22 protein-coding genes, 2 pseudogenes and 2 riboswitches are annotated in these 21,299 nt (G+C 38.8%); of the genes and pseudogenes, 1 reads left to right on the forward strand and 23 read right to left on the reverse strand.

Translation table 11 applies throughout. From position 1 onward, the window contains the following. Window positions 1–13: 13 nt before the first annotated feature. The 20 genes and pseudogenes from eutL to IGJ49_RS11495 form a co-directional block, all read right to left on the reverse strand. Window positions 14–667 (reverse strand): ethanolamine utilization microcompartment protein EutL, encoded by a 654-nt coding sequence (gene eutL, locus IGJ49_RS11400; protein WP_010734672.1) that lies wholly within the window; start codon window positions 665–667, stop codon window positions 14–16. 14 nt (window positions 668–681) lie between these two features. Then, window positions 682–1,587 (reverse strand): ethanolamine ammonia-lyase subunit EutC, encoded by a 906-nt coding sequence (eutC, locus tag IGJ49_RS11405; protein ID WP_224434188.1) that lies wholly within the window; start codon window positions 1,585–1,587, stop codon window positions 682–684. Between the two features lie 18 nt (window positions 1,588–1,605). Continuing rightward, window positions 1,606–2,970, reverse strand: a complete 1,365-nt coding sequence (locus tag IGJ49_RS11410; protein ID WP_438723482.1) for an ethanolamine ammonia-lyase subunit EutB — start codon at window positions 2,968–2,970, stop codon at window positions 1,606–1,608. Window positions 2,971–2,986: 16 nt separating this feature from the next. Further along, window positions 2,987–4,411: an ethanolamine ammonia-lyase reactivating factor EutA gene (gene eutA, locus IGJ49_RS11415; RefSeq protein ID WP_438723484.1), complete on the reverse strand. Its 1,425-nt coding sequence runs from the start codon at window positions 4,409–4,411 to the stop codon at window positions 2,987–2,989. 82 nt (window positions 4,412–4,493) lie between these two features. Then, the gene (locus IGJ49_RS11420; protein ID WP_010734668.1) at window positions 4,494–5,921 is read right to left on the reverse strand and encodes a sensor histidine kinase; all 1,428 of its coding nucleotides are present in this window, start codon (window positions 5,919–5,921) and stop codon (window positions 4,494–4,496) included. Further along, window positions 5,921–6,493, reverse strand: a complete 573-nt coding sequence (locus IGJ49_RS11425) for an ANTAR domain-containing response regulator (RefSeq protein ID WP_034691823.1) — start codon at window positions 6,491–6,493, stop codon at window positions 5,921–5,923. The genes IGJ49_RS11420 and IGJ49_RS11425 overlap by 1 nt, the downstream gene beginning before the upstream one ends. A gap of 26 nt (window positions 6,494–6,519) precedes the next feature. Beyond that, entirely contained in the window at window positions 6,520–6,867 is a 348-nt protein-coding gene (locus tag IGJ49_RS11430; RefSeq protein ID WP_438723487.1) for a BMC domain-containing protein, read from the reverse strand. A gap of 159 nt (window positions 6,868–7,026) precedes the next feature. Next, window positions 7,027–8,151 (reverse strand): 1-propanol dehydrogenase PduQ, encoded by a 1,125-nt coding sequence (locus IGJ49_RS11435; protein ID WP_194179487.1) that lies wholly within the window; start codon window positions 8,149–8,151, stop codon window positions 7,027–7,029. A gap of 287 nt (window positions 8,152–8,438) precedes the next feature. Beyond that, a riboswitch (adenosylcobalamin (AdoCbl) riboswitch) is annotated at window positions 8,439–8,588 on the reverse strand. Between the two features lie 47 nt (window positions 8,589–8,635). Then, window positions 8,636–9,217, reverse strand: coding sequence for a cob(I)yrinic acid a,c-diamide adenosyltransferase (locus IGJ49_RS11440; RefSeq protein WP_438723489.1), 582 nt, complete (start codon window positions 9,215–9,217; stop codon window positions 8,636–8,638). Continuing rightward, window positions 9,214–9,651: a EutP/PduV family microcompartment system protein gene (locus IGJ49_RS11445; RefSeq protein WP_023520165.1), complete on the reverse strand. Its 438-nt coding sequence runs from the start codon at window positions 9,649–9,651 to the stop codon at window positions 9,214–9,216. Before IGJ49_RS11445 ends, IGJ49_RS11440 begins: the two co-directional genes overlap by 4 nt. A 387-nt stretch (window positions 9,652–10,038) precedes the next feature. Then, window positions 10,039–10,254, reverse strand: a pseudogene (locus IGJ49_RS11450) (DUF7916 family protein); the annotation flags it as partial. Between the two features lie 275 nt (window positions 10,255–10,529). Further along, window positions 10,530–12,002, reverse strand: a complete 1,473-nt coding sequence (locus IGJ49_RS11455; protein ID WP_438723492.1) for a glucosaminidase domain-containing protein — start codon at window positions 12,000–12,002, stop codon at window positions 10,530–10,532. An 853-nt stretch (window positions 12,003–12,855) separates the two neighbouring features. Beyond that, entirely contained in the window at window positions 12,856–13,395 is a 540-nt protein-coding gene (locus tag IGJ49_RS11460; protein ID WP_228065540.1) for a hypothetical protein, read from the reverse strand. 55 nt (window positions 13,396–13,450) lie between these two features. Further along, entirely contained in the window at window positions 13,451–14,233 is a 783-nt protein-coding gene (locus IGJ49_RS11465; protein WP_153830160.1) for an ABC transporter ATP-binding protein, read from the reverse strand. Window positions 14,234–14,246: 13 nt separating this feature from the next. Further along, the gene (locus IGJ49_RS11470; RefSeq protein WP_062804795.1) at window positions 14,247–14,771 is read right to left on the reverse strand and encodes an ATP:cob(I)alamin adenosyltransferase; all 525 of its coding nucleotides are present in this window, start codon (window positions 14,769–14,771) and stop codon (window positions 14,247–14,249) included. 13 nt (window positions 14,772–14,784) lie between these two features. After that, window positions 14,785–15,783 (reverse strand): FecCD family ABC transporter permease, encoded by a 999-nt coding sequence (locus tag IGJ49_RS11475; protein WP_438724012.1) that lies wholly within the window; start codon window positions 15,781–15,783, stop codon window positions 14,785–14,787. Further along, complete coding sequence (locus IGJ49_RS11480) at window positions 15,776–16,744, reverse strand: ABC transporter substrate-binding protein (RefSeq protein ID WP_428221907.1); 969 nt, start codon at window positions 16,742–16,744, stop codon at window positions 15,776–15,778. The genes IGJ49_RS11475 and IGJ49_RS11480 overlap by 8 nt, the downstream gene beginning before the upstream one ends. A gap of 188 nt (window positions 16,745–16,932) precedes the next feature. Beyond that, window positions 16,933–17,109, reverse strand: a riboswitch (cobalamin riboswitch). A gap of 423 nt (window positions 17,110–17,532) precedes the next feature. Then, the gene (locus tag IGJ49_RS11485; RefSeq protein WP_438723495.1) at window positions 17,533–17,871 is read right to left on the reverse strand and encodes a hypothetical protein; all 339 of its coding nucleotides are present in this window, start codon (window positions 17,869–17,871) and stop codon (window positions 17,533–17,535) included. Between the two features lie 43 nt (window positions 17,872–17,914). Next, window positions 17,915–18,430, reverse strand: a complete 516-nt coding sequence (locus IGJ49_RS11490; protein ID WP_240481907.1) for a hypothetical protein — start codon at window positions 18,428–18,430, stop codon at window positions 17,915–17,917. 65 nt (window positions 18,431–18,495) lie between these two features. Next, complete coding sequence (locus IGJ49_RS11495; RefSeq protein WP_010734652.1) at window positions 18,496–19,125, reverse strand: DUF443 family protein; 630 nt, start codon at window positions 19,123–19,125, stop codon at window positions 18,496–18,498. 457 nt (window positions 19,126–19,582) lie between these two features. On the opposite strand from IGJ49_RS11495, the gene IGJ49_RS11500 reads away from it, so the two are divergent. Beyond that, on the forward strand, window positions 19,583–20,218 hold the full coding sequence (locus IGJ49_RS11500) for a VanZ family protein (RefSeq protein WP_010734651.1): 636 nt from the start codon (window positions 19,583–19,585) through the stop codon (window positions 20,216–20,218). 94 nt (window positions 20,219–20,312) lie between these two features. On the opposite strand, the pseudogene IGJ49_RS11505 reads toward IGJ49_RS11500, so the two are convergent. The 3 genes and pseudogenes from IGJ49_RS11505 to yqeK all read right to left on the reverse strand — a co-directional run. Next, window positions 20,313–20,438: pseudogene (locus IGJ49_RS11505) on the reverse strand (family 1 glycosylhydrolase); the annotation flags it as partial. A 3-nt stretch (window positions 20,439–20,441) separates the two neighbouring features. Beyond that, window positions 20,442–20,645: a hypothetical protein gene (locus IGJ49_RS11510; protein ID WP_010734650.1), complete on the reverse strand. Its 204-nt coding sequence runs from the start codon at window positions 20,643–20,645 to the stop codon at window positions 20,442–20,444. Beyond that, window positions 20,630–21,250: a bis(5'-nucleosyl)-tetraphosphatase (symmetrical) YqeK gene (gene yqeK, locus IGJ49_RS11515; RefSeq protein WP_438723498.1), complete on the reverse strand. Its 621-nt coding sequence runs from the start codon at window positions 21,248–21,250 to the stop codon at window positions 20,630–20,632. The genes IGJ49_RS11510 and yqeK overlap by 16 nt, the downstream gene beginning before the upstream one ends. Window positions 21,251–21,299 lie beyond the last annotated feature (49 nt).

The following is a 21,299-nucleotide window of genomic DNA, read 5'->3' on the forward strand; positions in this document are numbered from 1 at the left end:
TCGTGACACTCCCTTAGTAGCTCAATGGATTTTCTGCAATCCGTTGAACGACCTGTTCAAAAGCTGTACAAGCTGCTTTACATGCTGATTGACTACCCGTTAAAAGCGCCCCACCAAAGTTTGTTTCAGATGGTGGTCCAAAGAAACTGCAGATTTCAACATCCGCCGCTTTCAATGCTGCATCTAGTGCAACCATCGCTTCTAAAGGTGGCGCGATCAAGTAAGCAATTGCTTCGCCTTCACGAATGTTCGCTTCTTTTGATAAGTATCTTCCAGAACGAGAAACCACATGGGCAAAGTACACGATGCTGTCATCGTCATTTGCACTGATAAAGCTTGCTTCTTGTTCAATGACTTGTGTCACGACAGATAGTCCACTGGTGATCTCAGCCGGACTTGGTCCAGCAATGATCCCAATCACTTCACCCGCAAGTTTCGTAGAGGCATTCGCCGCTCCTGCATACATACTTTTTGCATAAACAACTTCTACTTCCGCCGCCTTTGTTGCTTCATCTAAAGCCACATAAGTCACATCATCACAATCTGATGTCACGATACCTAATGAGCGCATCCCTGGTGTCAACCCAAATTGCTCCGCTAATGCAGCATCTACATTAGGAATGACTTGAACACTTAAGACGTTTGCGCCTAAACGATCATTTTTCATTGATGTTTCTCCTCCTATTCGGCTTCTTTCAACTCAATACCAGATTTTTTCTTATCTAACATTTTCTTGATCAATTCCGCAATATATGCACCGGCCTCGACCGCTGGTGTCCCACCTTTATGGATGTTTGAGATCACTGTACGACGAGCTTCTGGCATTCCGACAGTTGGACGGTAAGCAACATACGCACTCATCGATTCTGCTGTTACAAGCCCAGGACGTTCACCAACTAATAAACAAACGACCTCTGCATCGGTGATTTCGCCGATTTGATCCATTGATGGTACACGACAATATTTTACGAATACGACTTGATCAAAATCTAAGCCATACATTTTCAAGCCTTGTTTGATTGCTGGTAGTACTTCTTTGATATTTGCTCCGATAGCCGCAGAACTTAATCCGTCCCCAACAACGATCTGTACTTTGGCTTTTGCGGTCGTTTGTTGTTTGATTTTTGTGCTATTTTCTTCGTCAAATTGACGACCAAAATCTGGACGAGTCAAGTATTCGTCTTTTGTTTTACAAATCGTTTGTGTTGAAATGAAGCCCATTTCCTCAACCAATTGCGGATCAACATCAGAGAATACGGCATCTTGTGCTGCTGCATGGTCCGCACGGAAACGTAAGGTAGAATCAGTCATATAGCGAGTGCCTGTACGTCCCACTCCGATACGAGCAGGTGTAAATGCCTTCATACGTAAGTATCCTGTTTCGTCTTTTGCATCTTTGACCAAAAGCTGTTTCCGCAGATCTACCTCTGTGATGTCATCGATCATCCCTTCTTCTACTACTGGCATGGTTGTTGTCATCGTATTTGTTGTTGCGGCTGGTGCTTTCGGTTGTTCTATTGTTTTTTCACCGGCTACCATTTCACTTAGCATGGAAGTGATCATTTCTTTCAATTGTTGTTCGTTCATTTTTTTCTTGCACCCCACTTATTTGATAAATACTGAAGCATCGCCGGCTAGGCTTGTTAATTTCCCATTTTCCATCAAACCCATTTTCTCCATCCAACCTTCAAATTCTTTAATTGGACGTAAACCGAACAATTCACGGACTGTTGCTGTTTCATGGAAACCTGTCGTTTGGTAGTTCAACATCACATCATCCCCATGAGGAATCCCCATAATATACGTACACCCGGCTGATGTTAGTAACACAGCTAAGTTTTCCATATCATTTTGATCTGCTTTCATGTGGTTTGTATAACATACGTCACAACCCATTGATAAACCTGTTAGTTTACCCATGAAGTGATCTTCTAAGCCTGCACGAATGACTTGTTTTGAATCATACAAGTATTCTGGTCCAATAAAGCCGACAACAGTATTCACAAGGAATGGATCAAATTTCTTCGCTAATCCATAGCAACGTGCTTCCATCGTTACTTGGTCTGCACCAAAATGAGCTTCAGATGATAACTCAGAACCTTGACCAGTTTCAAAATACATCACGTTCGGTCCAGCTGCTTGGCCATTGCTCAATGCTAATGCTTGCGCTTCAGCTAACATATCCGCAGTCAAACCAAACGCAGTGTTTCCTTTTTCTGATCCAGCAATGGATTGGAAAACTAAACCAGTCGGTGCGCCTTGACGCATGGCTTCCATCTGGGTCGTCACGTGAGCCAAGACACAGGTTTGTGTTGGAATCTCCCATTCGCTACGAAATTCTTCAAATTTATCTAAACAACGTTTCACGCTTTCTGTCGAATCATCCACTGGATTCAATCCGATCAGTGCATCGCCGGCCCCGTACGATAATCCTTCCATTACAGAAGCCATGATCCCGTCTACGTCATCTGTTGGATGATTTGGTTGTAGACGATTGGAGAAAGTACCTGCGCGACCGATTGTTGTGTTGGCTGTTTTTTCAATGTGGATTTTTTTTGCGCCTACGATCAAGTCCATATTTGACATCAATTTGCAGACTGCCGCAATCATTTCCGCAGTCAATCCACGAGAGATATATTTGATTTCAAAATCTCCTGTTTTGTCTGAAAGGATATATTCTCTTAATTCGGCAACTGTCCAATGTTTGATCATGCCGAAAATACGCATGTTGACTTGGCCGATGATGATACGTGTGACTTCATCTTCCTCATAATCAACCACTGGATTGTTGAATAAATCGTTTAAAGTCAGATGAGATAGCACGACTTTGGCTGCCACTCGTTCTTCCGCAGAAGTTGCTGCCACACCCGCTAATTTATCTCCTGATTTTTCTTCATTTGCTTTAGCCAATACTTCTTTGACTGAAGAAAATTGATAGGTTTTGCCAAATAATTTTGTTTTTAAAATCATTTTTCTTGTCGCTCCCTTAATTAAATACTAATGTTTTGACAACTATCGGTAACACTGCACCTTCGGCAACAGGTTGACCAATATCGATATAATCCCCATTTTCTACTTTGACGGAATCAATGCAGATGAACGGATAATTCCCCGGTAAATACGCATGTAATGCATGACCTAATGCTTTTGCCATGTCCTCGTCCACCATGATGACTAGTGGGATATTTTCATTGATCAAGGCAGATAACCCTCGAACGATGCCTTCCCCATATCGTTGGACGTCTGCGAATGTCGGATTCACGAGCCCCTTCATCGCTAAAGCGATTTGCGGTGTTTCTTCCAAACGATGCCAAGCCAGCTTTTCATTGATTCGCTCACCCATTGCTTCCGCAGGCAAGGACTCATCTTCTTGGGAAACTTTCAAGATCGGAATATTTTTGATTGGCAGGATCTGCTCATGATAAGCGATCGTACTGCCACTAATATCAGCGGTATGGGAACCTGCACCGACCACCGTTGCCCGAATCGTTTCATTACTTTGTAAGACTTCTTTTTCAACAAAAATTTGCGATTTTCGTAAAGCCGTACCTAGTAACAGACCGATATCCCCATACTTGAATATATCTGTCACTTCTTCGATCAAGCAATCCGCTACGCCACCAGAAAAAGTGACGATTGGTAGTTCGCCATCTAGCCGTAATCCTCGGTTCGTAATGAATAACTCATAAAAGGGACTTCGTTCTCCGATACCCACACTATTCGCCAAAACTTTTACTAACTCATCGATCACTGGTTGGATGACAGTAACAGAAGCTTTTGTTCCAACTTTCAAGGGTAATCTCAACTGCTCGACCATTTCTGTGATCTTTGGTGAAATATACGAAATATTCCCTGCTTGGTCGACCTTGATCAACCGACCACCGATATCAAAACAGGCGGTATCATCGATTTCCCCATCGATGAAGACGACTAAATTACTCGTGCCGCCGCCGATATCGATGTTGACGACCGAAGCATGACGCTTTGTCGAATACTCTTGCGCGCCTGCCCCTTTTCCGGCAATGATACTTTCAAGATCTGGGCCAGCTGTCGCGACCACGAAATCTCCAGCAAAGCCACTCAGTGCTTGTAATACTTTGCTCGCATTGGCTTTACGAGCTGTTTCACCGGTGATGATCACCGCACCCATTTGGATTTGCTGCTTTTCTATCCCTGCTTGGTGATATTGTCGGGAAACAAACGCTTTGATTGCTTCATCATCAATCATTGTCTGATTGATCAAAGGAGTGAAGATGATTTCACTACGGTAGATCACTTCCTTATCTGAGATCGTGATCCGCGGAACAGAAAACGCAGAGGCGAAATTTTCGATCGTCAACTCAGATAAAACAAGCTGAGTCGTCGAGGTACCTAAATCGATCCCTACAGTAAGAATTTTTTCTTTTGCCATCTTTTTTCTCCTTTCTGCAAACAAAAAATGCTTAAAGACAGCCTAGAATCTCTTCTACGCATCTTTAAGCATCGTTGCTTTTTCACCGAACAACATCTTTGGTGTTCTGTTCAAAATAGAAACAAGTTTTTGTTCCTTTATTGGATGATTCAATTTTTACTTTTCCTTTTAGCTTATCTTTGATATAGCTATTCACGATCATCAAACCTAAACTGGTCTCTTTGTTTCGGTTGATATCGTAGCCATTGCCATTATCTGTGACAGTGATCGTAATGACTCTATTTTCGATTTCCCCACTGACTTCAACTACGCCATTTTGATCTGCCTCAAAGGCATGATCAAAGATATTTTGGAGTAATTCGTTAACGACTAAGGAAATGGAAACCATTTGATCGCTAGAAACAGTGATCGTCGGATCAACGGTTAGATTCAATCGCACTTTCTCCGGATTGAAAATATGCCGGAAATTGTACATCACTGCCTCAAGCATTTGTCGCAAGGAAACATTATCTTCCACTTGCTTCGACAATAATTCATGTGTCATCGCGATCGCCATGATCCGGTTCACACTTTCTTTTAGTACTTTACTAGCCTCTTTGCTAGTGGTACGGCGTGCTTGGATCCTCAATAACGAAACGACGGACTGTAAATTATTTTTGACACGGTGATGGATCTCGCGGATCGCCACCGATTTTGAGACGATTTCATCTTCTTTCTTTTTCACTTCTGTATTATCTTGAATAATCATTGCTACTCTCGATCCTGCATCAATCCAAACTTTTCGAATATTAAAGTAATAATTTAAATACGCTGTCTCTAATTCGATCAACCGATTTTCGGTCTGATCGTTCATCTGATAAAGAACATATTCGAACGTTGTATAATCAAGGGAGAGATTGTCATAGTGTAAATCGTTGATCATTTCGCGATAGCCTAGTTTTCGGTATAATTCTTTGGCCCGATGATTTGCTAAGACCAAATTTCCTGTGGTCGTATCAAAAATCAAGACCGCTTCGGCTAACTGGTCCATGATTAGAGGATCAACTGTCGATTCGATTGCTATTGTCCCTTGCTCGTTTGACTGTAATTCTTGTCGTTCAACTGCCCCAATCGGTTGCTCGACTCCCTCTTCTACGATGATCACACCAATTGTTCGTTGTTCATTACGAATCGGAAAAATGTTTTGTTTGATCAAGCGATTCTCTTGCGTGACTGCTAACAAACCAATGCTATTCAAGCTTGTTTCCATGGTCCGTAAAACGCCAGGTTCATTTTTTAATAACGCTTCTTTTCCGACAACTTCATGTTTATATAATGAGGGAATATATTTTGGCTTTTTGTGATAGACAACTAATGCTTCTTTCGTCATTTCATTAAAAACATCGATGAACACATCTGCCATCTCATAATGCTTAGACTCTGCTAAATAAGCACTCGTCCGACAAAGCTCTTGGATATCTGACTGGGTTAAGTTGGTATAACGCTGACATAATGTATTGATCCGTTCCATTATTCATCATCCATAATAATCAATTCTGCGATGTCACTCATCCGTGCGCGTTTGTTCATACTTAATGCGCGCAACATCTGATAAGCTTCTTCTTCAGAAATATTATTTTCTTTTGCTAAGATCCCTTTTGCCTTCTCTATAACTTTTCGTTCTTCCAATTTCAACTGTAGTTTATCGATCTGCTGCAGCAAGTTTTGGGTTTCTTTTCCTCTAGCGATCCCCATTTCAATGGTCGGGATCAATGATTTTGCATCTAATGGTTTTACCAGATAACCGATTGCTCCTAATTTCTTCGCTTTCTCCGTATTCTCATGATCACTGTAAGCAGAAAGAAACACGATACTCCCTGCTAACTGATCTTGGATGATTTTTTTACCGGATTTTAGACCATCTAAAATCGGCATTTGGATATCCATCAATACGAGATCCGGCTTGTTCTCTTTACAAACTTCGATTGCTTCAAATCCATCTGCGGCTTCCCCAACAACTTCATAACCAGCTTCCAGTAGAATATCTCGAGTGTCCAATCGTGTGATTGGTTCATCGTCTACTATCACAATTCTGCCCTTCATATTCAATACGCTTTGTCTCCCCCGAACTAAGTTCTTGTAATTTCACACGTCACAGAGAATTGCAAAATCTGTTTGAGTCCATCCAATACAGCATGTAATGCTGCTTCAATAGAACTCACGTCGCCAGAAATAACTACTGAACCAGAGAAACGATCGATAAAACCAATGGTAATGTCGCCACTTTTCGTTGCAATATCCACAGCGATGATTGCGGCTTCACTTGGCGTGATCGTCAAAATCCCTAACGCATTGCTTGTGCCTGCCGGTAATCCTAATTTTGTATAGACTTCCTTGTCGGGACTCGCAATGATGTGGGCTAAAGTGACTTGTTTTCCTGGGACGTATTCTTGGATCATTCGTTGTTTTTCTTCCAAACAAGACTCGCTCCTTCATTTTAAGCAATAAAAAATCCTCAATAATAAGCCATAAAGTGTTCACTTTACGCTTGTTATTAAGGGCCCCATTGCTCTTAAATTTTGAAGCACTCCGTTGTGCTCATTCATTATATGTTAACCTTTTCACGATGTCAATCTTTATAAAATGGCTTTTAATATTGCTCTAACGCCTTTTTCATCTGCCTTACGAGGATTCGTTCTCGTGCAACCATCTGCTAAGGCAGAGGTGGTAATTGCTTCTTCTTGTACTAATACTTCTTTTGAAGACAAGCCGTATTCACTCAACGTCGCTGGCATCTCTAATTTTTCTCGCAGCTGTTTGATCATACGAATCAAATTCTGCACACCTAAACGAGGATTTTTCGTTTGCGTATTGCTTATGCAGTTTGCTAATGCCGCATATCGTTCAGCCACTTTGATTTCAGTCACTTGACCATTTTCTAAACCACTATTGTAAGCAATCACTTCTGGCAGTAAGATCCCATTGATCCGTCCATGTGGCACATGTAAACGAGCGCCAGCTGCATGAGCGATTCCATGATTCAACCCTAATGAAGTTGAATTGAACGCCATCCCTGCCATACAAGAGGCTAAGTGCATTTGCTCTCTTGCTTCTTTGTCTTGCCCATTTTTGTAGGCTCGCTCTAAATATTCGAAAACTAAAGCAACCACTTTCTCACATAAGGCATCTGCTACCCCATTTGCTTCTGTAGAAACGTAGGATTCAATCACATGGGTCAGCACATCCATTCCCGTATCGGCAGTGATTTTTGGTGGGACACTCATGACTAGTCCAGTGTCTAATATCGCTATATCCGGTTGGATCTCTTCTGTTACTAAAGGGATCTTCAACCCCAATTCACTGATCGTGATCACTGAGAAGTTTGTCACCTCAGACCCTGTCCCACTGGTGGTTGGGATTGCAATAAATTGGGCAGTCAAGAGATCCATTGTCTTTTGCCCAAAATATTTCATTGCTTTCGCTGCATCGATGGCTGAACCGCCACCGATTGCTACGATGACTTCACTTTGAAATCTTTCCATTTCTTTGATTCCTGAAACGATTTTATCAAGTGGTGGATCAGGAACAATATCACTAAATACGTGATACTGATTTAAATAAGTCCTGACTTTTTCTACCAGACCATTTTCTACCATAAAGGGATCAGTAACGATGAAAACACGCTTATCTTTGACACTCTCAAGACTTTGTAACGCATCTTCTCCCACAATGATCTGTGTCGAGAATTGTATACTTTCCACGAACATTCCTCCTTGAAACCAAAATAAAAGAGCCTTCAAACCAATGGAAATCACAAGATCCATTTGTCTGAAGCCCCTTTGCTTCTTTTACAATCCATACAACAGTGTATGGTGTCTATTCTGTAATTATTAATCAACACATGCGCTGGGAATCAGCAGTACGCCATTGTACTTGAAATCTCTTTCCCCATTGAAAGACCAGCCCAATATTCCCATACACATCATCGTGCTATGTGTGGGATTGAATCAAATATTCTTGGGCTGACTTTCAAAAAACGTCATTTTTTTAGCAACACCCTGTTTTGCCTCGAAACAGTTTGCCCAATAATGAAAAATAAGAAAAGACCTGACTTAAAAGCTCGAACGCTTTATCACAGTGGCGGGACCGTGCCAGCATCTCACTGGCTTCCATTCGTATCTCTCATAAACATTTGATTAATCTAACAGCACTTTACCACACTGTTTGTGAAAAATCAAACAATTTTTATAAACCTTCTTCTTTTATCTTATGGAAGATCTTCTCTCCTCTTGTATAAAAAACATCCTCTTGCCCCATTTGCACATTCATATAACGCGCCAACGCATAAAAATAGTCAGACAAGCGATTCACAAACACGATCACTTCAGGATTGATCGCCGCAGTCGCACTTAAACGGACGATATGTCGTTCCCCGCGACGAGCAATTGTTCGCGCCACATGGACCATGCTCGCTCCTTGACAGCCCCCTGGTAAAATAAATCGTTCGATATCCGGCGATTGCTGTGTATAAAAATCAATCCGTTCTTCCAACCAAGTAACGCTCTCTTGTTGGACTTTCAGCGGTCGTCCATCTTCCAAGACCGTTGATAAATCAGTCCCTACATCGAATAAAAGTTGTTGTAGTTCTTCCAATTCTTTCTTAAAAACCTCTTGTTCTTTTGACAATTGACTGATCGTATAGCCCAACCATGAGTTCAATTCATCGATCGTTCCATAACTTTCCACACGATCTGAATCTTTCGATACACTATGACCGCCAACTAATTTTGTCATTCCCTTGTCGCCTGTTTTTGTGTAGATTTTCATGATTCTCCTCCTAAGTACTCAATCAATTCTGCTAGTCCCGTTTTTTCGACTGATGAGACTTCAAACAGCTTCGTTGCTCCAGCTGCAAGCAATTGTTCACGTACACGCGTCAACTCTTTCTCGTCTTTCACTAGATCAACTTTGGTCATGATCCCGATGACTTCTTTTGGAAAGATGTGGCCAAATCCTGGTGAAAAAATCTGTTCTTGGTCTAACGCACTTTGCACCAAACCAATGACATCTGCTTCTGCTGCTGTTACAGTCAAAGCAGCGTAGTATTGGCGATGTAAAATAAATTCCCCTGGTGTATCGATCATCTCAGGATGAAATTCTACCGCTTGGGTCTTATCATAAACGATCGCTTCTCCTCGCAAGGCTTGACAAAGAGTGGTCTTTCCACAGCCAATCGCACCCATTAAAATGATTCTCCTCATTTACCTCTCCTCCATAAAAAAAGCCTAAAAAAGCAGAAAAAGCTCTACTTTTTTAGGCGTCATTGCCGTATTCATACGCACACATCGTTGTGTGCTTCTTTTCACTAGTGTAATCGCTTCTTTCAAGTTTGTCAAAATAAATCTTAGCATCTAACTATGTGAATAGTAAAATCCCTCACACTTATATTAAAATTTGAAGTTAACTTCAGATAGTCTATAAAATTGTGATTACTGATAGAAATCACAACACAAAGCAAATTGCCGCTATACCAATTGTATATATTGTTAATTAGTTGCTTGAACAATAGTAATAAAAAAAGGACCTCCACTTTCACTTTTTAGAATATATCTAAAATGAAAGTAGTGTCCATTTAATCACTTAAATTTCTAACGCACGATCGAGCGTGACATCATCGCGATCGTATGACGGTTTCCACGGATCGCACGGCTCATCGCCATGATATTTTCTACCGGAGCGATTCCCGAGTAGCCGGCATCCCCGATATGTTGGATATCCACACCACAAATTTTATTTTGGATCGCAATTTTTTTGATCGTGTCTGAATCGGATGATTCTTGGCTCGTACCAATTACATTTGAAATTGAACTGTTCAAAAAAATAAATTTCTGTTGAGAATATCACCACTTCGATCGCACAATATTTAGATTTAGGAAAACATGACAAAAACATCTTTGTTGTTAGGAACTGGGCATATTTGACTGATTATACCCACTTTCAATACACAGAAAGTTGACATCAAGTCGATTCATTCAAATTCGTTTTGTTGGCTGATCGGCCGATGAATCACTAATTGAGTCAAATAAAAATGCCATTGGAAGAGAGAACTCTTCCAATGGCATTTTTTCATTATCACTAATTAAAACAAAACAGTTGCTGGATCAATCAATTGCGCTTGAGCTAAGCTGTTGTCACGACTGATCTCAAAATGCAGATGGCTGCCTGTACTATTACCAGTAGCACCGACAAACCCAATGATTTGTCCTTGTTCAACTTCATCATCAACTTTCACAACGTATTCTTGTTGATGAGCATAAAGCGCTGTTGTGCCATCTTCATGTTCAATGGCAACATAATTTCCCCATGAAGGATGGAATTCTGCTTTGATCACAGTACCCGCTTTACTAGCATAGATTGGCTCCCCTTGAGGTGCCGCAAAATCTAATCCACGGTGGAATTCACCACCACGAGGACCAAATGGGCTAGAAATCGTATAATTTCTTAATGGCACGATATATCCTTCTTTATTCACTTCAGGTCCGGCAACTTCTTTGTCATATTGTTCTAAATCATAAGTTTCGATCAGACCATTTAGTTTTTCGTTATATCTTGTATCTGTTGCGTAACGGCCTGTTAAAAATTCTGTTGCTTCTTTATAAGTTTCTGCATTGGATTTCCAAGCACCTGAATAGAACTCACTATTTCCAGTCAATCCTTCAGTCATTAATTTAGCATAGTCTTCAAGACTTTCTTCATAGTTGGCATATTTTCTGAATGTTGCTTGGATCGTATACAATGTACCATCACCAGCATCTTCTTGTGTGGCAAAAGTCACACCATTGCCCTCGTGTGTACCTTTGATCCCAAAAAGATTGTAGTTAGGGGCTTGCGCCAACTGGCTTTGTCCACTAGCTGATTCTAAAATCGCTTGGGCGATCATCACTGATGCGTATAAATCATGTTCTTGCCCGATTTCTCGAGAAGATTCACCGATTTTGCGAATGAAGCTCTCAACTGATTCATCTTTTTCAAAATGGATCGATCCTTCATCCGTTTCTTGACTTGATGGTACAAGATCTTGAATCGGTGTAGTTGCAGAAGGTTGACGTACCTCTTGAGCAACTGGCGCTGCAGGAGCAGGCGTTGGTGCCACAGGTGCAGCTGGTTGTGTCGGCTGACTCGGCTGTGGTGTAGTTGGTTGTGTTTCTCCAGTAGAACCGCCAGTTGATGGTGGCGTTGGTTTTTGTGGCTGACTCGGCTGTGTTGGCTCTGTCGGCTTCGTCGGTTCTGTTGGTTTTGTCGGCTCCGTTGGTTTTGTTTCCTCCGGTGTGCTTGGCTCTGTCGGTTCTGAAGTATCAGGTGTGGTTGGTTCACTTGAATCACCAGTAGACGGTGGCGTTGATTCTTCTGTACCATCTGTTGTTGTATCTGTTGTGTTATCTTCACCTGTGGTATCAGACGAATCCGTCGTTGTTTCTGTTTGGGCTTCCGCTGTTACTTGTTGGTCCGCAGAAAAAACTTGTTCATCTGCTAATACTTGTAAAGGCGTAGTTAGTAACATTTGTGAAAGAAATACAAATGAAACTAATTTATACGTAGACTTTTTTTTCAATTTTCTTACATCCTTTTCTTTAGTTATTTTTAAGATACATGTTAGTTATGAATTTTTTGTTAAAAAAATTCATAATTTTTATAAAGTAATAACAATTATTTATCTCATATTAATGCTTCGTTCCACTACTAATAACAAACGTTAAGTGAAAATATCTAGCGAACACTGAGATAATACGACAGACTTTTACTTTATTATAATTCATTTTAACAGGAATAAGAAGAGTTAAGCAGTCCATATTTTTTCATCATTAAGAGCAAAATTTGAACTTGACATTGATTTTTCCCCATTTTTTTTACCGAGTAATATCAAATAATCTATAAAAAAAGCCCTCCAAATATTGCTATTCAACTATTTGGAGGACAGTCTCTGCTAAATTTGCTATCGCTAAAAAAGATAGAGTAGATAACCATCTAAGTTGCGGTGGCTACAAAAAAATTTCAGGTAATTCTGGTAGTGCGGTGATTTCTTCATAATAACTAGCGGAAGCCTTATTGATTGTGAGGGTCTTTCCCTTCAGTGAGACAGTAATCATCATGGTAGAGCACTTTGCACCTTACTCCTTTAGATACGTCAAAAGCTAAAATAAAGGACATGCGACTTCTCCTTTATTATTTGATTGAAAAACCTTCACTGATTAATCCCGATTCAACTTATCTTTACACGGATTACCAACATACTTAAAACAGATTCTAGAATGGTAGTGTAGAAGCTCGTTTTATGATTCGGACTCAAAGTCCGTGAGGTCATGTCCGAGCTTTCTTTCACTCTTACTATACTTGATGACAAAAAAATAGTGGGTAAAATATTTCGTCAAATATCTTACCCACTAATCTTAGTATGTTTAGTATATTTATAAGTGATCCAACAATTTCTGAAATTCCTTCTGTAAGCGAAGCAATTTCGCACGTGCAGAAGTTTGAGATTTATCCTTCACTGAATAATAAATCTTAAACTTTGGTTCTGTACCTGATGGTCGTAGACAGAACCATGAACCATCTGTGAATAAATACTTCAAGACATTGGAAGTAGACAGGTCAATCGTGGATGATTGGTGATTTGGCGTCGTTCTTAGTGAAGTAGCGTAATCTTCTGTACAGGAAAGCACAAACTCTCCTAAGTGAGAAAATGATTGTTCTCTCAGACAATCCAGTCGTTGATTCATTTGGATGATTCCATCTTTCCCAGAAAAAATCTGCGTTTCCAAATGTTCTTCGTAGTAGCCGTATTCTTTATAAAGTTCGTGTAAGCGATCGATCAAATCCTGCCCTGATAAATGGCGATCTAACGCAGCTTCCGCTAATAAGACCGCCGCTTGGATCGCATCTTTGTCTCTAACAAAAGAGGCGATCAGATAGCCATAACTTTCTTCTATAATCGTTATATAAAACAAGAAATCCTGAGATTTATTACAATTAATCTCAGGATTTCTATAATTATTTAGTAATTTACAATAATCCTTCCCCCAACTTCTCCCAAATCTCACTCTGCTCCTGAAAATGCTTCACTAAATCCACATCAAAGATATCTTTGAGTAGTTTCCTTGAAGCTGTTTCCAAAAATGGGCCTTGCTTGATGACTTGGCCTGCTTTCATGAATAGGACTTGATCACTTAATGACAGGGCTAAACGGATGTCGTGGAAGACGCCAATGATTGTTTTGTCTTGGTTCTTGCCCCAGTCTTTTAAATAGCCAATGAGTTCGAGCTGGTGCTTGATATCGAGATGGTTATTGGGTTCGTCTAGTAATAAGATATCTGGGTCTTGGGCTAGTACTTTAGCTAGGAAGACGCGTTGCTTTTGGCCACCGGAAAGTTGATTGACGGGGTGGTCTTTCAATTCCAACAAATTGGTTAGTGTCAGGCACTCCATGACTTTTTCTCGGTCTTCTGCTGTGGTGACTGACCATAGTCCTTGTTTGATGTGCGTATAGCGGCCCATCATGACAGTTTCATAGACGGTGTAATCAAAGGCAATAGTTGAAAACTGGCTGAGTAAAGCAACTTTGCGTGCAGCTTCTTTGCGCTTCATCGTGCGGACTTCTTTTCCATCGATCGTGATCGATCCTTCGTAGGAAAGGATGCCTGCAATTGATTTCAATACGGTCGTCTTGCCACAGCCGTTAGGTCCTAGGATACATAGGTTCTCACCTTTGTTCAGCTCGAAGGAAACTTCTTTGATGATTTTTACTGAGCCATAGCCAGCTTTGACTTGCGATAGCTTCAATGTCATCACTTTTCCTCCTTTAGCGGTAATTTCTGCTGACAAAAGGAATTTCTGCTACGTCATCTTCTCGGTTGAATTTCAGCGCAATCATGAAGAAGTAACCCGACAATAAATTGAAAAAGTCTAGCAAGCCTGAATCGACTTTTTTACCTTGATAAAGATGGCGATACAGCAAACGAACGATTACTTTACAATCGACACGTAAAATATGAGCTAATGCACCTCGTTCACTTCCTTGAGGTAAGAAGAATGGTCCACTTTGGTTTGTTCTTTCTGCATTCAATTCATCGACACGACTCTTTAACCAGTCGACTTCTTCTTGCGTGATCGTCATTTTTGTACGCACGCACGCATTTGCATGGTAAACCAATTCACCGATTTTTTCTAACTCCTTGTAAAAAGGAGAATCTTCACACTTTGCGCGTAATAGCCCGATTTCTGAAGATAAGCGATCGGTGTGTAATTCATAATCGCAGCGTAAATCATCTGCATCGTCTGCTAAAAATGGATAAGCCTCATAAGGACTTCGATAAATATCTTTCATAATTGTAAAACACTCACTTTCGTTTGAAATAAACATAGGCAAAAAAGGGCGCACCAATCAGTGCTGTAACAGCGCCGATCGGGATTTCTTGGGGAGATAATAGCGTTCGAGAAATCGTATCGCCGACAACCATCATACTGCCACCTAACAGTGCTGCTCCTGGAATGACCCAACGATGACTGGCACCGAAGTAACGTCGGATGACATGGGGGGCAATCAAATCAACAAATCCGATCACGCCGACAAATGAAACCGCACTTCCTGCAAGTAAAGCCGCAAGAACCATCACCCATAGCTTGATCGTTCGAACATCTACACCAGAGATTAACGCCTCTTCTTCACCTAAAGATAACACATCTAAACTTCTAGCAGAGAACCAAAGAGCGATTGTTCCAAATAGTAAGATAGGTAAAAAGATTTGGATTTTTGCCCACGTGCTTCCTGAAAAGCTACCCATTTGCCAGAAGACTAATTGCTGCAAATGATCTTTGAACAATGCCGTGACGATCGTCAACATTGCGCCCACAAATAAGGTCATAACCATTCCCACTAAAATAACTGTTTGGTTCGATAATTGCTGATCCAATCTTTGACTCATCGCCAAAACAATAAACACAGTTGCTAAACCAAAAATAAAGCCTGTCAGAGGTAATGTGAAATTCGGGAACAACGGTAAAGTGATTCCTGAAACAATGATCAACGCAGCGCCAAGTGATGCCCCTGATGACACACCTAGCGTATAAGCAGAAGCCAACGGATTACCTAATAAGGATTGCATGACCGTTCCACTAACAGCCAAAGCAGCTCCTACAAGAAACGCCAAAACCACTCTCGGCAAGCGAACCTGCCAAAGAATGGTGACGATCGTTGCATCTAGCTGTTTGTCTCCTCTTGAAAATAATGCTTGGATCAAGGTATCAAAAGGAATGGATACACTTCCGATTTTGATCCCAAAGAATACTACGATGATACTTAAGACAACTGCTATCAGCAACCGACTTTGTTTATTCATTTTCCAACGATTGGTATTCATCAGGGTAGATTGCTAATGCCATTTCTTTTAAGGCTTTTGTCATATGGTGGTTTGGTAAAGAGCTCGCAGCGTTATCGATATAGAATACTGCTTCATTTTTCACCGCAGGAACGTCTTTCCAGTTGCCACGATCTAAGATTTCTTGCACTGCATCATCCAAGTAATTCACGTTCGTCAAAATCACATCTGGCTTGCTAGCAATCGCTGCTTCTTCTGTTACTGGAATCCAGCTTTCTTGATCCGCTAAGACATTTTCTGCACCTACAAGTTCGATCATTTCATTCAAGTAAACGCCTTTACCAAAGCTATAGATTTCAGGTAATGCGCTAATCTCAAACAATACTTTTTTCTTATCCGTAATCGTTTCACCAATTTCTTTGATTTCATCGATCTCTTTGTTCATTGTATCGACTAATTCTTGTCCTTTTTCATGCTCTTGTAAAGTATCCGCGATAAATTGGACATCTAAAGCAATATCTTCAATGGTATTACTTGTTGGAATGTTCACGACAGTAATTCCTGCATCTTTTACTTGTGACCAAACATTTTCAGAGCCATGCAGACTAATATCTGAAACATAGATCACTTGTGGGTTCAATGAAATCAATGTTTCTGCATCCACAGCCATCATATCAATTTGTGGCAACTCATCAATATCTTTTGTCATTGCTGGGCTTTGTGTGTCAACCGCTACTAATTGATCTTTACGTCCTAGATCATCGATCACTTGTGTAACTGAAGGAACTAAAGAAACCATTTTATCCACTTCTTCAGGAATCTCGATTTCTTCACCGCCACGATCTTTCGTCGGCAAAGCAACTTCTGAAGCTGTCGTTGTTTCTGCTGTTTCGCTTGTTTCGTTGTTATTATTTGAGCAAGCACTCAACCCAAAGACTACACTCAATCCCAATACAGCAACTAATTTCGATAATTTTTTCATCATCTTTTCCCACTTTCTTTGACTCATTTTTACTTTTCCCAGTGATTACTTTTTTACGATAACCCTTTCATTTCCATTTTCTTATCAAACAACTTTTTTTAAAAGTAAATAAAAACTGCCTTTCCTTTTACAGGAGAAGACAGTTTGATTGATCACACAAAAAAACGCTTGATCTTTCTCCTACAAAAGAACATGATTGCCGTTAAACCGGTCTCCTGACTTGGCTTCCATTTACTCCCAACCCTTCCAGAATGATCTGTGGTCCTATTGGTTTCATCCACCTTACAGTAGGTAGGTCTGTAGAGGACTTTCACCTCTTTCCCTGACATCTAATCGACTATTTTATTTTAAATTCACTTTTATTCACTCATTTATCTCTTGGAAATTTTAGCTCTATCAACAAAAGTATCTCCGCCAATACTTTAACATATGGATTTCATAAAAGATAGACGAAAATCAAGCGAAAAGAGCTACAAAATACATGAATTTCAACAAAAATATATTATTTTCTGTTTTTTAAAATGGTATTCATTTATACTATAAAAACTGACGACACTGTATCATTCGTTGATTTATCTAACGTTTTTTATTTTAATTAAACAAAGCTATTGATAGTCATTCCTATCATGTAAGTGTAAGGTAAAAGGACAAGAATTTGCTAAAAACCATGCAAAAATTTCCTATGTTATTCATTAGAAAAAAGAATAGATTTATCAGATTAAGGCGATTCATTTTAATAATAAAGTCAAAGATTACATTGAGATAGATGCCGAGATCCAAGTTTTGGGCTATTTCTCTTCTTTCACTTCTTTGGCTGTTCCTTTGATATGCTTGTTAAAATATTTTTCTCCGTACCATTCTAGCTGACTCTTACCTTCCCAATTGCGATATTCTTCTGGATATTTATATTTATAATAACCATGTAATAGATAGGGGAAATATAGATAGGCTTCTGCAAAAATGATTGCACTATCCATAGCTATCCACATACCTAATATACTGATAAATCCAACAAAATCTGTTCGTACTTCACCACTTTTCGGGCAAACGAATTTCCATATTATACCTACGGTCACAATTCCCCAGCCATATTTCATTGCTAATTTCATTACTTGATCTATCAACATATCTATCCTGCCTTTTTTTCTTTCAACTTCATATAACACATACTCAATCGTACGTTTTTTTACTCCTAAACACGAGGTAGGATACTACTCCGATCAATCCTAGTAGGAACAGCATACCTAAAATGGTTAGTGGTTTAAGAAATACTGTTATGAATAAAAGATTCATCTCTATCACTAACCAAATGATATATAAGTTTAAGTTGAATTGACCTCGTATCCTTGTAAAATAATACTCTCCTCTATCCCTAAAAATGAAAACTGACGTTACCCACACAAAAAATAATAAATAGAACAACCACATTGGTAAAAAATTGATATCTGGTATAGGAAGTGGACTAGGTCCTAATTCTCCTGCACTAATTTTTGTGGATATAACAGCGATCAAATAATTGATTCCTATTAAAAAGGCAAGAAATAGTACTCCTACCACTCTAGCAACGACCTTTTTACCACCTGTTGGATCCGGCAATCGATTAACGTCTTTATTCATAAACGTAACAAATATGTCATCACTTAGATTTAAACTCTCTTCGAATGTTGCATTGAATAGTTGCTTCATGATTTTTATCCACTAAAGCTATCCTCTAATAGTTTTTACTTGAGATAGCACCTTTCTTATTTTTTTCATTCTAAAGAAATTTTATATTTTTGTTCTGTCAGTGCAGCACGACCAATTAGTAGTAACAAGAAAACAAAATTGATTATTAAAAAAGGCATATATAACAAATTAAACCTTTTTATATACAGTACTGAGAAAGCGATTGAGGTACCGTTCAGTAGTAAATTTATTACAATCATTTTCAACAAACGGTCCACTCTTATTAAAGGCACTATTCTGATTTTTACCTTTTCATATGTTTCTAAAAAAACTTTCTTATGTAAAAGTTGCTTTTCTCTGTATGATAAATAGAATTTGATGAATAATGCACCAAGTAAAATGATAAGAAAAGTGATCATGCTATATTTCGAATCTTCTGGAATAAACATTCGTAATAAAAGGACGAAAAGGAATAAGATCAACGTATATAAAAACGAGAGATTGTTAATATTTTTTTCATTTACTTTTTGAACAATCAAATCATCGTAGTCTTTCTGTGTTATCTTGACCCCCTCATACTTTCCCAACCAACCGAGTGTGGCAAACAGCAACGTCTTTAATTGGCTGTCTGCATCTATCAAGTAAAACTCATTCTCTTCAGTAATCAAAACTTTATAGCGATCGTTATGAATAATATTTTTTAATTCTGATATCATAGTTAAGCTGATACTCCTTTTCTTAATTATGGGAAGAGGATGATTCTCCCTACCTTTATCTCCCGATTAGCTAGCCTAATACTCAAATTCCTTTTGAGCCTTCACTCATTATTACTATACGCAAATTCCATTTATTTTAACGAAAATCGTTTGGATAAGAATCATCTACTTCGGATACGACCACTTTCAATCTTATACGCACACTAAAACAGTCCTAAAATACTTCATTCAATAAGTATTTAGGACTACTTCAACTAGATTTTTTATAATTTTTTCTATCTATTTCAGTGATTGTTTTTGTACCACTCAATTGATTTCACTTTGTATCATTTACCAGTGTGTCAGTATACTCGGATAACTTCTAAAATAAGTCTACAGGCTGATGGATCGATTCTCCTTCTATGAGATGATTAACTATACGAATTACTCATTCACTTAAGGAAAGAAGGCGGAAAATATGACGCAACAAATTGGGTACTGGGAATCCATAGTAGATATCTTGACTTTAAAACCAGTATTCTTGATAGGTCTACTGATTTTGGCAAGTTTTTTATTCTGGCTCACTAGAAAAAATAAAGATTCCTCTAAATTGATAAACATTCTATCAGCACTTTTACTATTTTATTATATGAGTTTCACATTCTTCAATGTGTTCGGTGTTCCTACGATTCGTGAGTTGAATAGGATCAGTGGATTTGGTGAGAGTATTTTCAATCCGAATATCAATCTTATCCCTTTTATAGATGGAATAAATGCAGGTTATATTCTTAATATTCTTTGCTTTATACCCATCGGGTTCTTGTGTCCGTTAATTAGCAACAAATATAGAAAATTCAGTTATTCTCTTTTACTTGGATTTGGTACCTCATTGTTGATTGAAATAAGCCAACTATTTACGATAGCTAGAGCAACAGACATTGACGATTTAATTTCAAATGTACTAGGAATGATTCTAGGTTATTTTCTGATTGAGGTCATCTTAAGAATGATCAATCATTCGTCAAACAAAATCCTTGATAAAACGTATGGTTTTTCATGGATGATTCCTGTATTGGTCGTTTTTATTGCTTTCGCTAATACATTTTTTAGTTAATGCTTAAAGCTTAATATCTTAGAAACAATTCCTCTATAAAAAAAATAAGAACCCCAAAAATTGTTCTTCCAATTTTTGGGGTTCTTGCTTTTTATCATGCTATTCCGTTTGTTTCAATCACACTTTTATACCAATCAAACGATTTCTTTTTGTATCTGTTTCCGGTGCCTTTTCCTTCATCATCCAAGTCAACATAGATGAAGCCATACCGTTTCGAAACTTATTACTGTTCTTTTTGAAAGGTCGGTTGTTTTCTTCTTTTTCTTTTTTCTTCACTATCTTCCAGAGAAGAAACGGATTTTTGTATTTTCTCTGTTTCTTTTAAAGTTCTTTGGATTTGTAAAGATTGGTCTTCTTCAGGTAAATCAACATTATTTAAAATTTCACTGTCATGATAAAAGTTTGGTAAATTTATAAATTCTGGCATATATCTCTCCCGTCCTCTCCTTTACTAACTGCCTTAGACAATGATTCATGTGCTTCTTTTAGCCATGGATGAACAACTTTGACGCCTTGATCCAATAGATATTTAATATAATACAATGCAGCACTTTCTAAAGAACAGTCAAGTGCTGATAATAAACCGTCTAGATACGGAGAAATTCCATCTTGATCCCAACTTATTTTATCTGCAATGAACACAACTAAGTCTAGTTGAGAATATCTCCCCCTTAAAGTTGTATGACACTCAATTGCAGATAATATCTCATTGTCAGTGATATCAAAAATCTTTTCTGCCATTCTTTTTGAAATCTTCTGGTGAATGATCATTGGAAATACCAACTCTTCTTGATTTAGTTCTATCCCCATTTCTTTTGCTATAGTAATTCTACGATTGTTTGGATAAATTGCGGATATATCGTGTAAATAACCCGCTATTTTGGCTTTTTCGCCATTGATATTGTAATTTACAGCAAGTTTCTCCGCACAATCACCGACTGATATACAATGTTCATAAGTTTTTATATGATCATGTTCTTCAAGAAAACGATAAACATCATCTCTTAATGCCAAACTATTCACTATTGTCATTTTTTCCTCCATTTACTTACTATGTGTATTTTCAAATGAATTATTTACT

The organism is Enterococcus sp. AZ171 (assembly GCF_051714005.1).
Taxonomy (GTDB): Bacteria; Bacillota; Bacilli; order Lactobacillales; family Enterococcaceae; genus Enterococcus_B; species Enterococcus_B pernyi.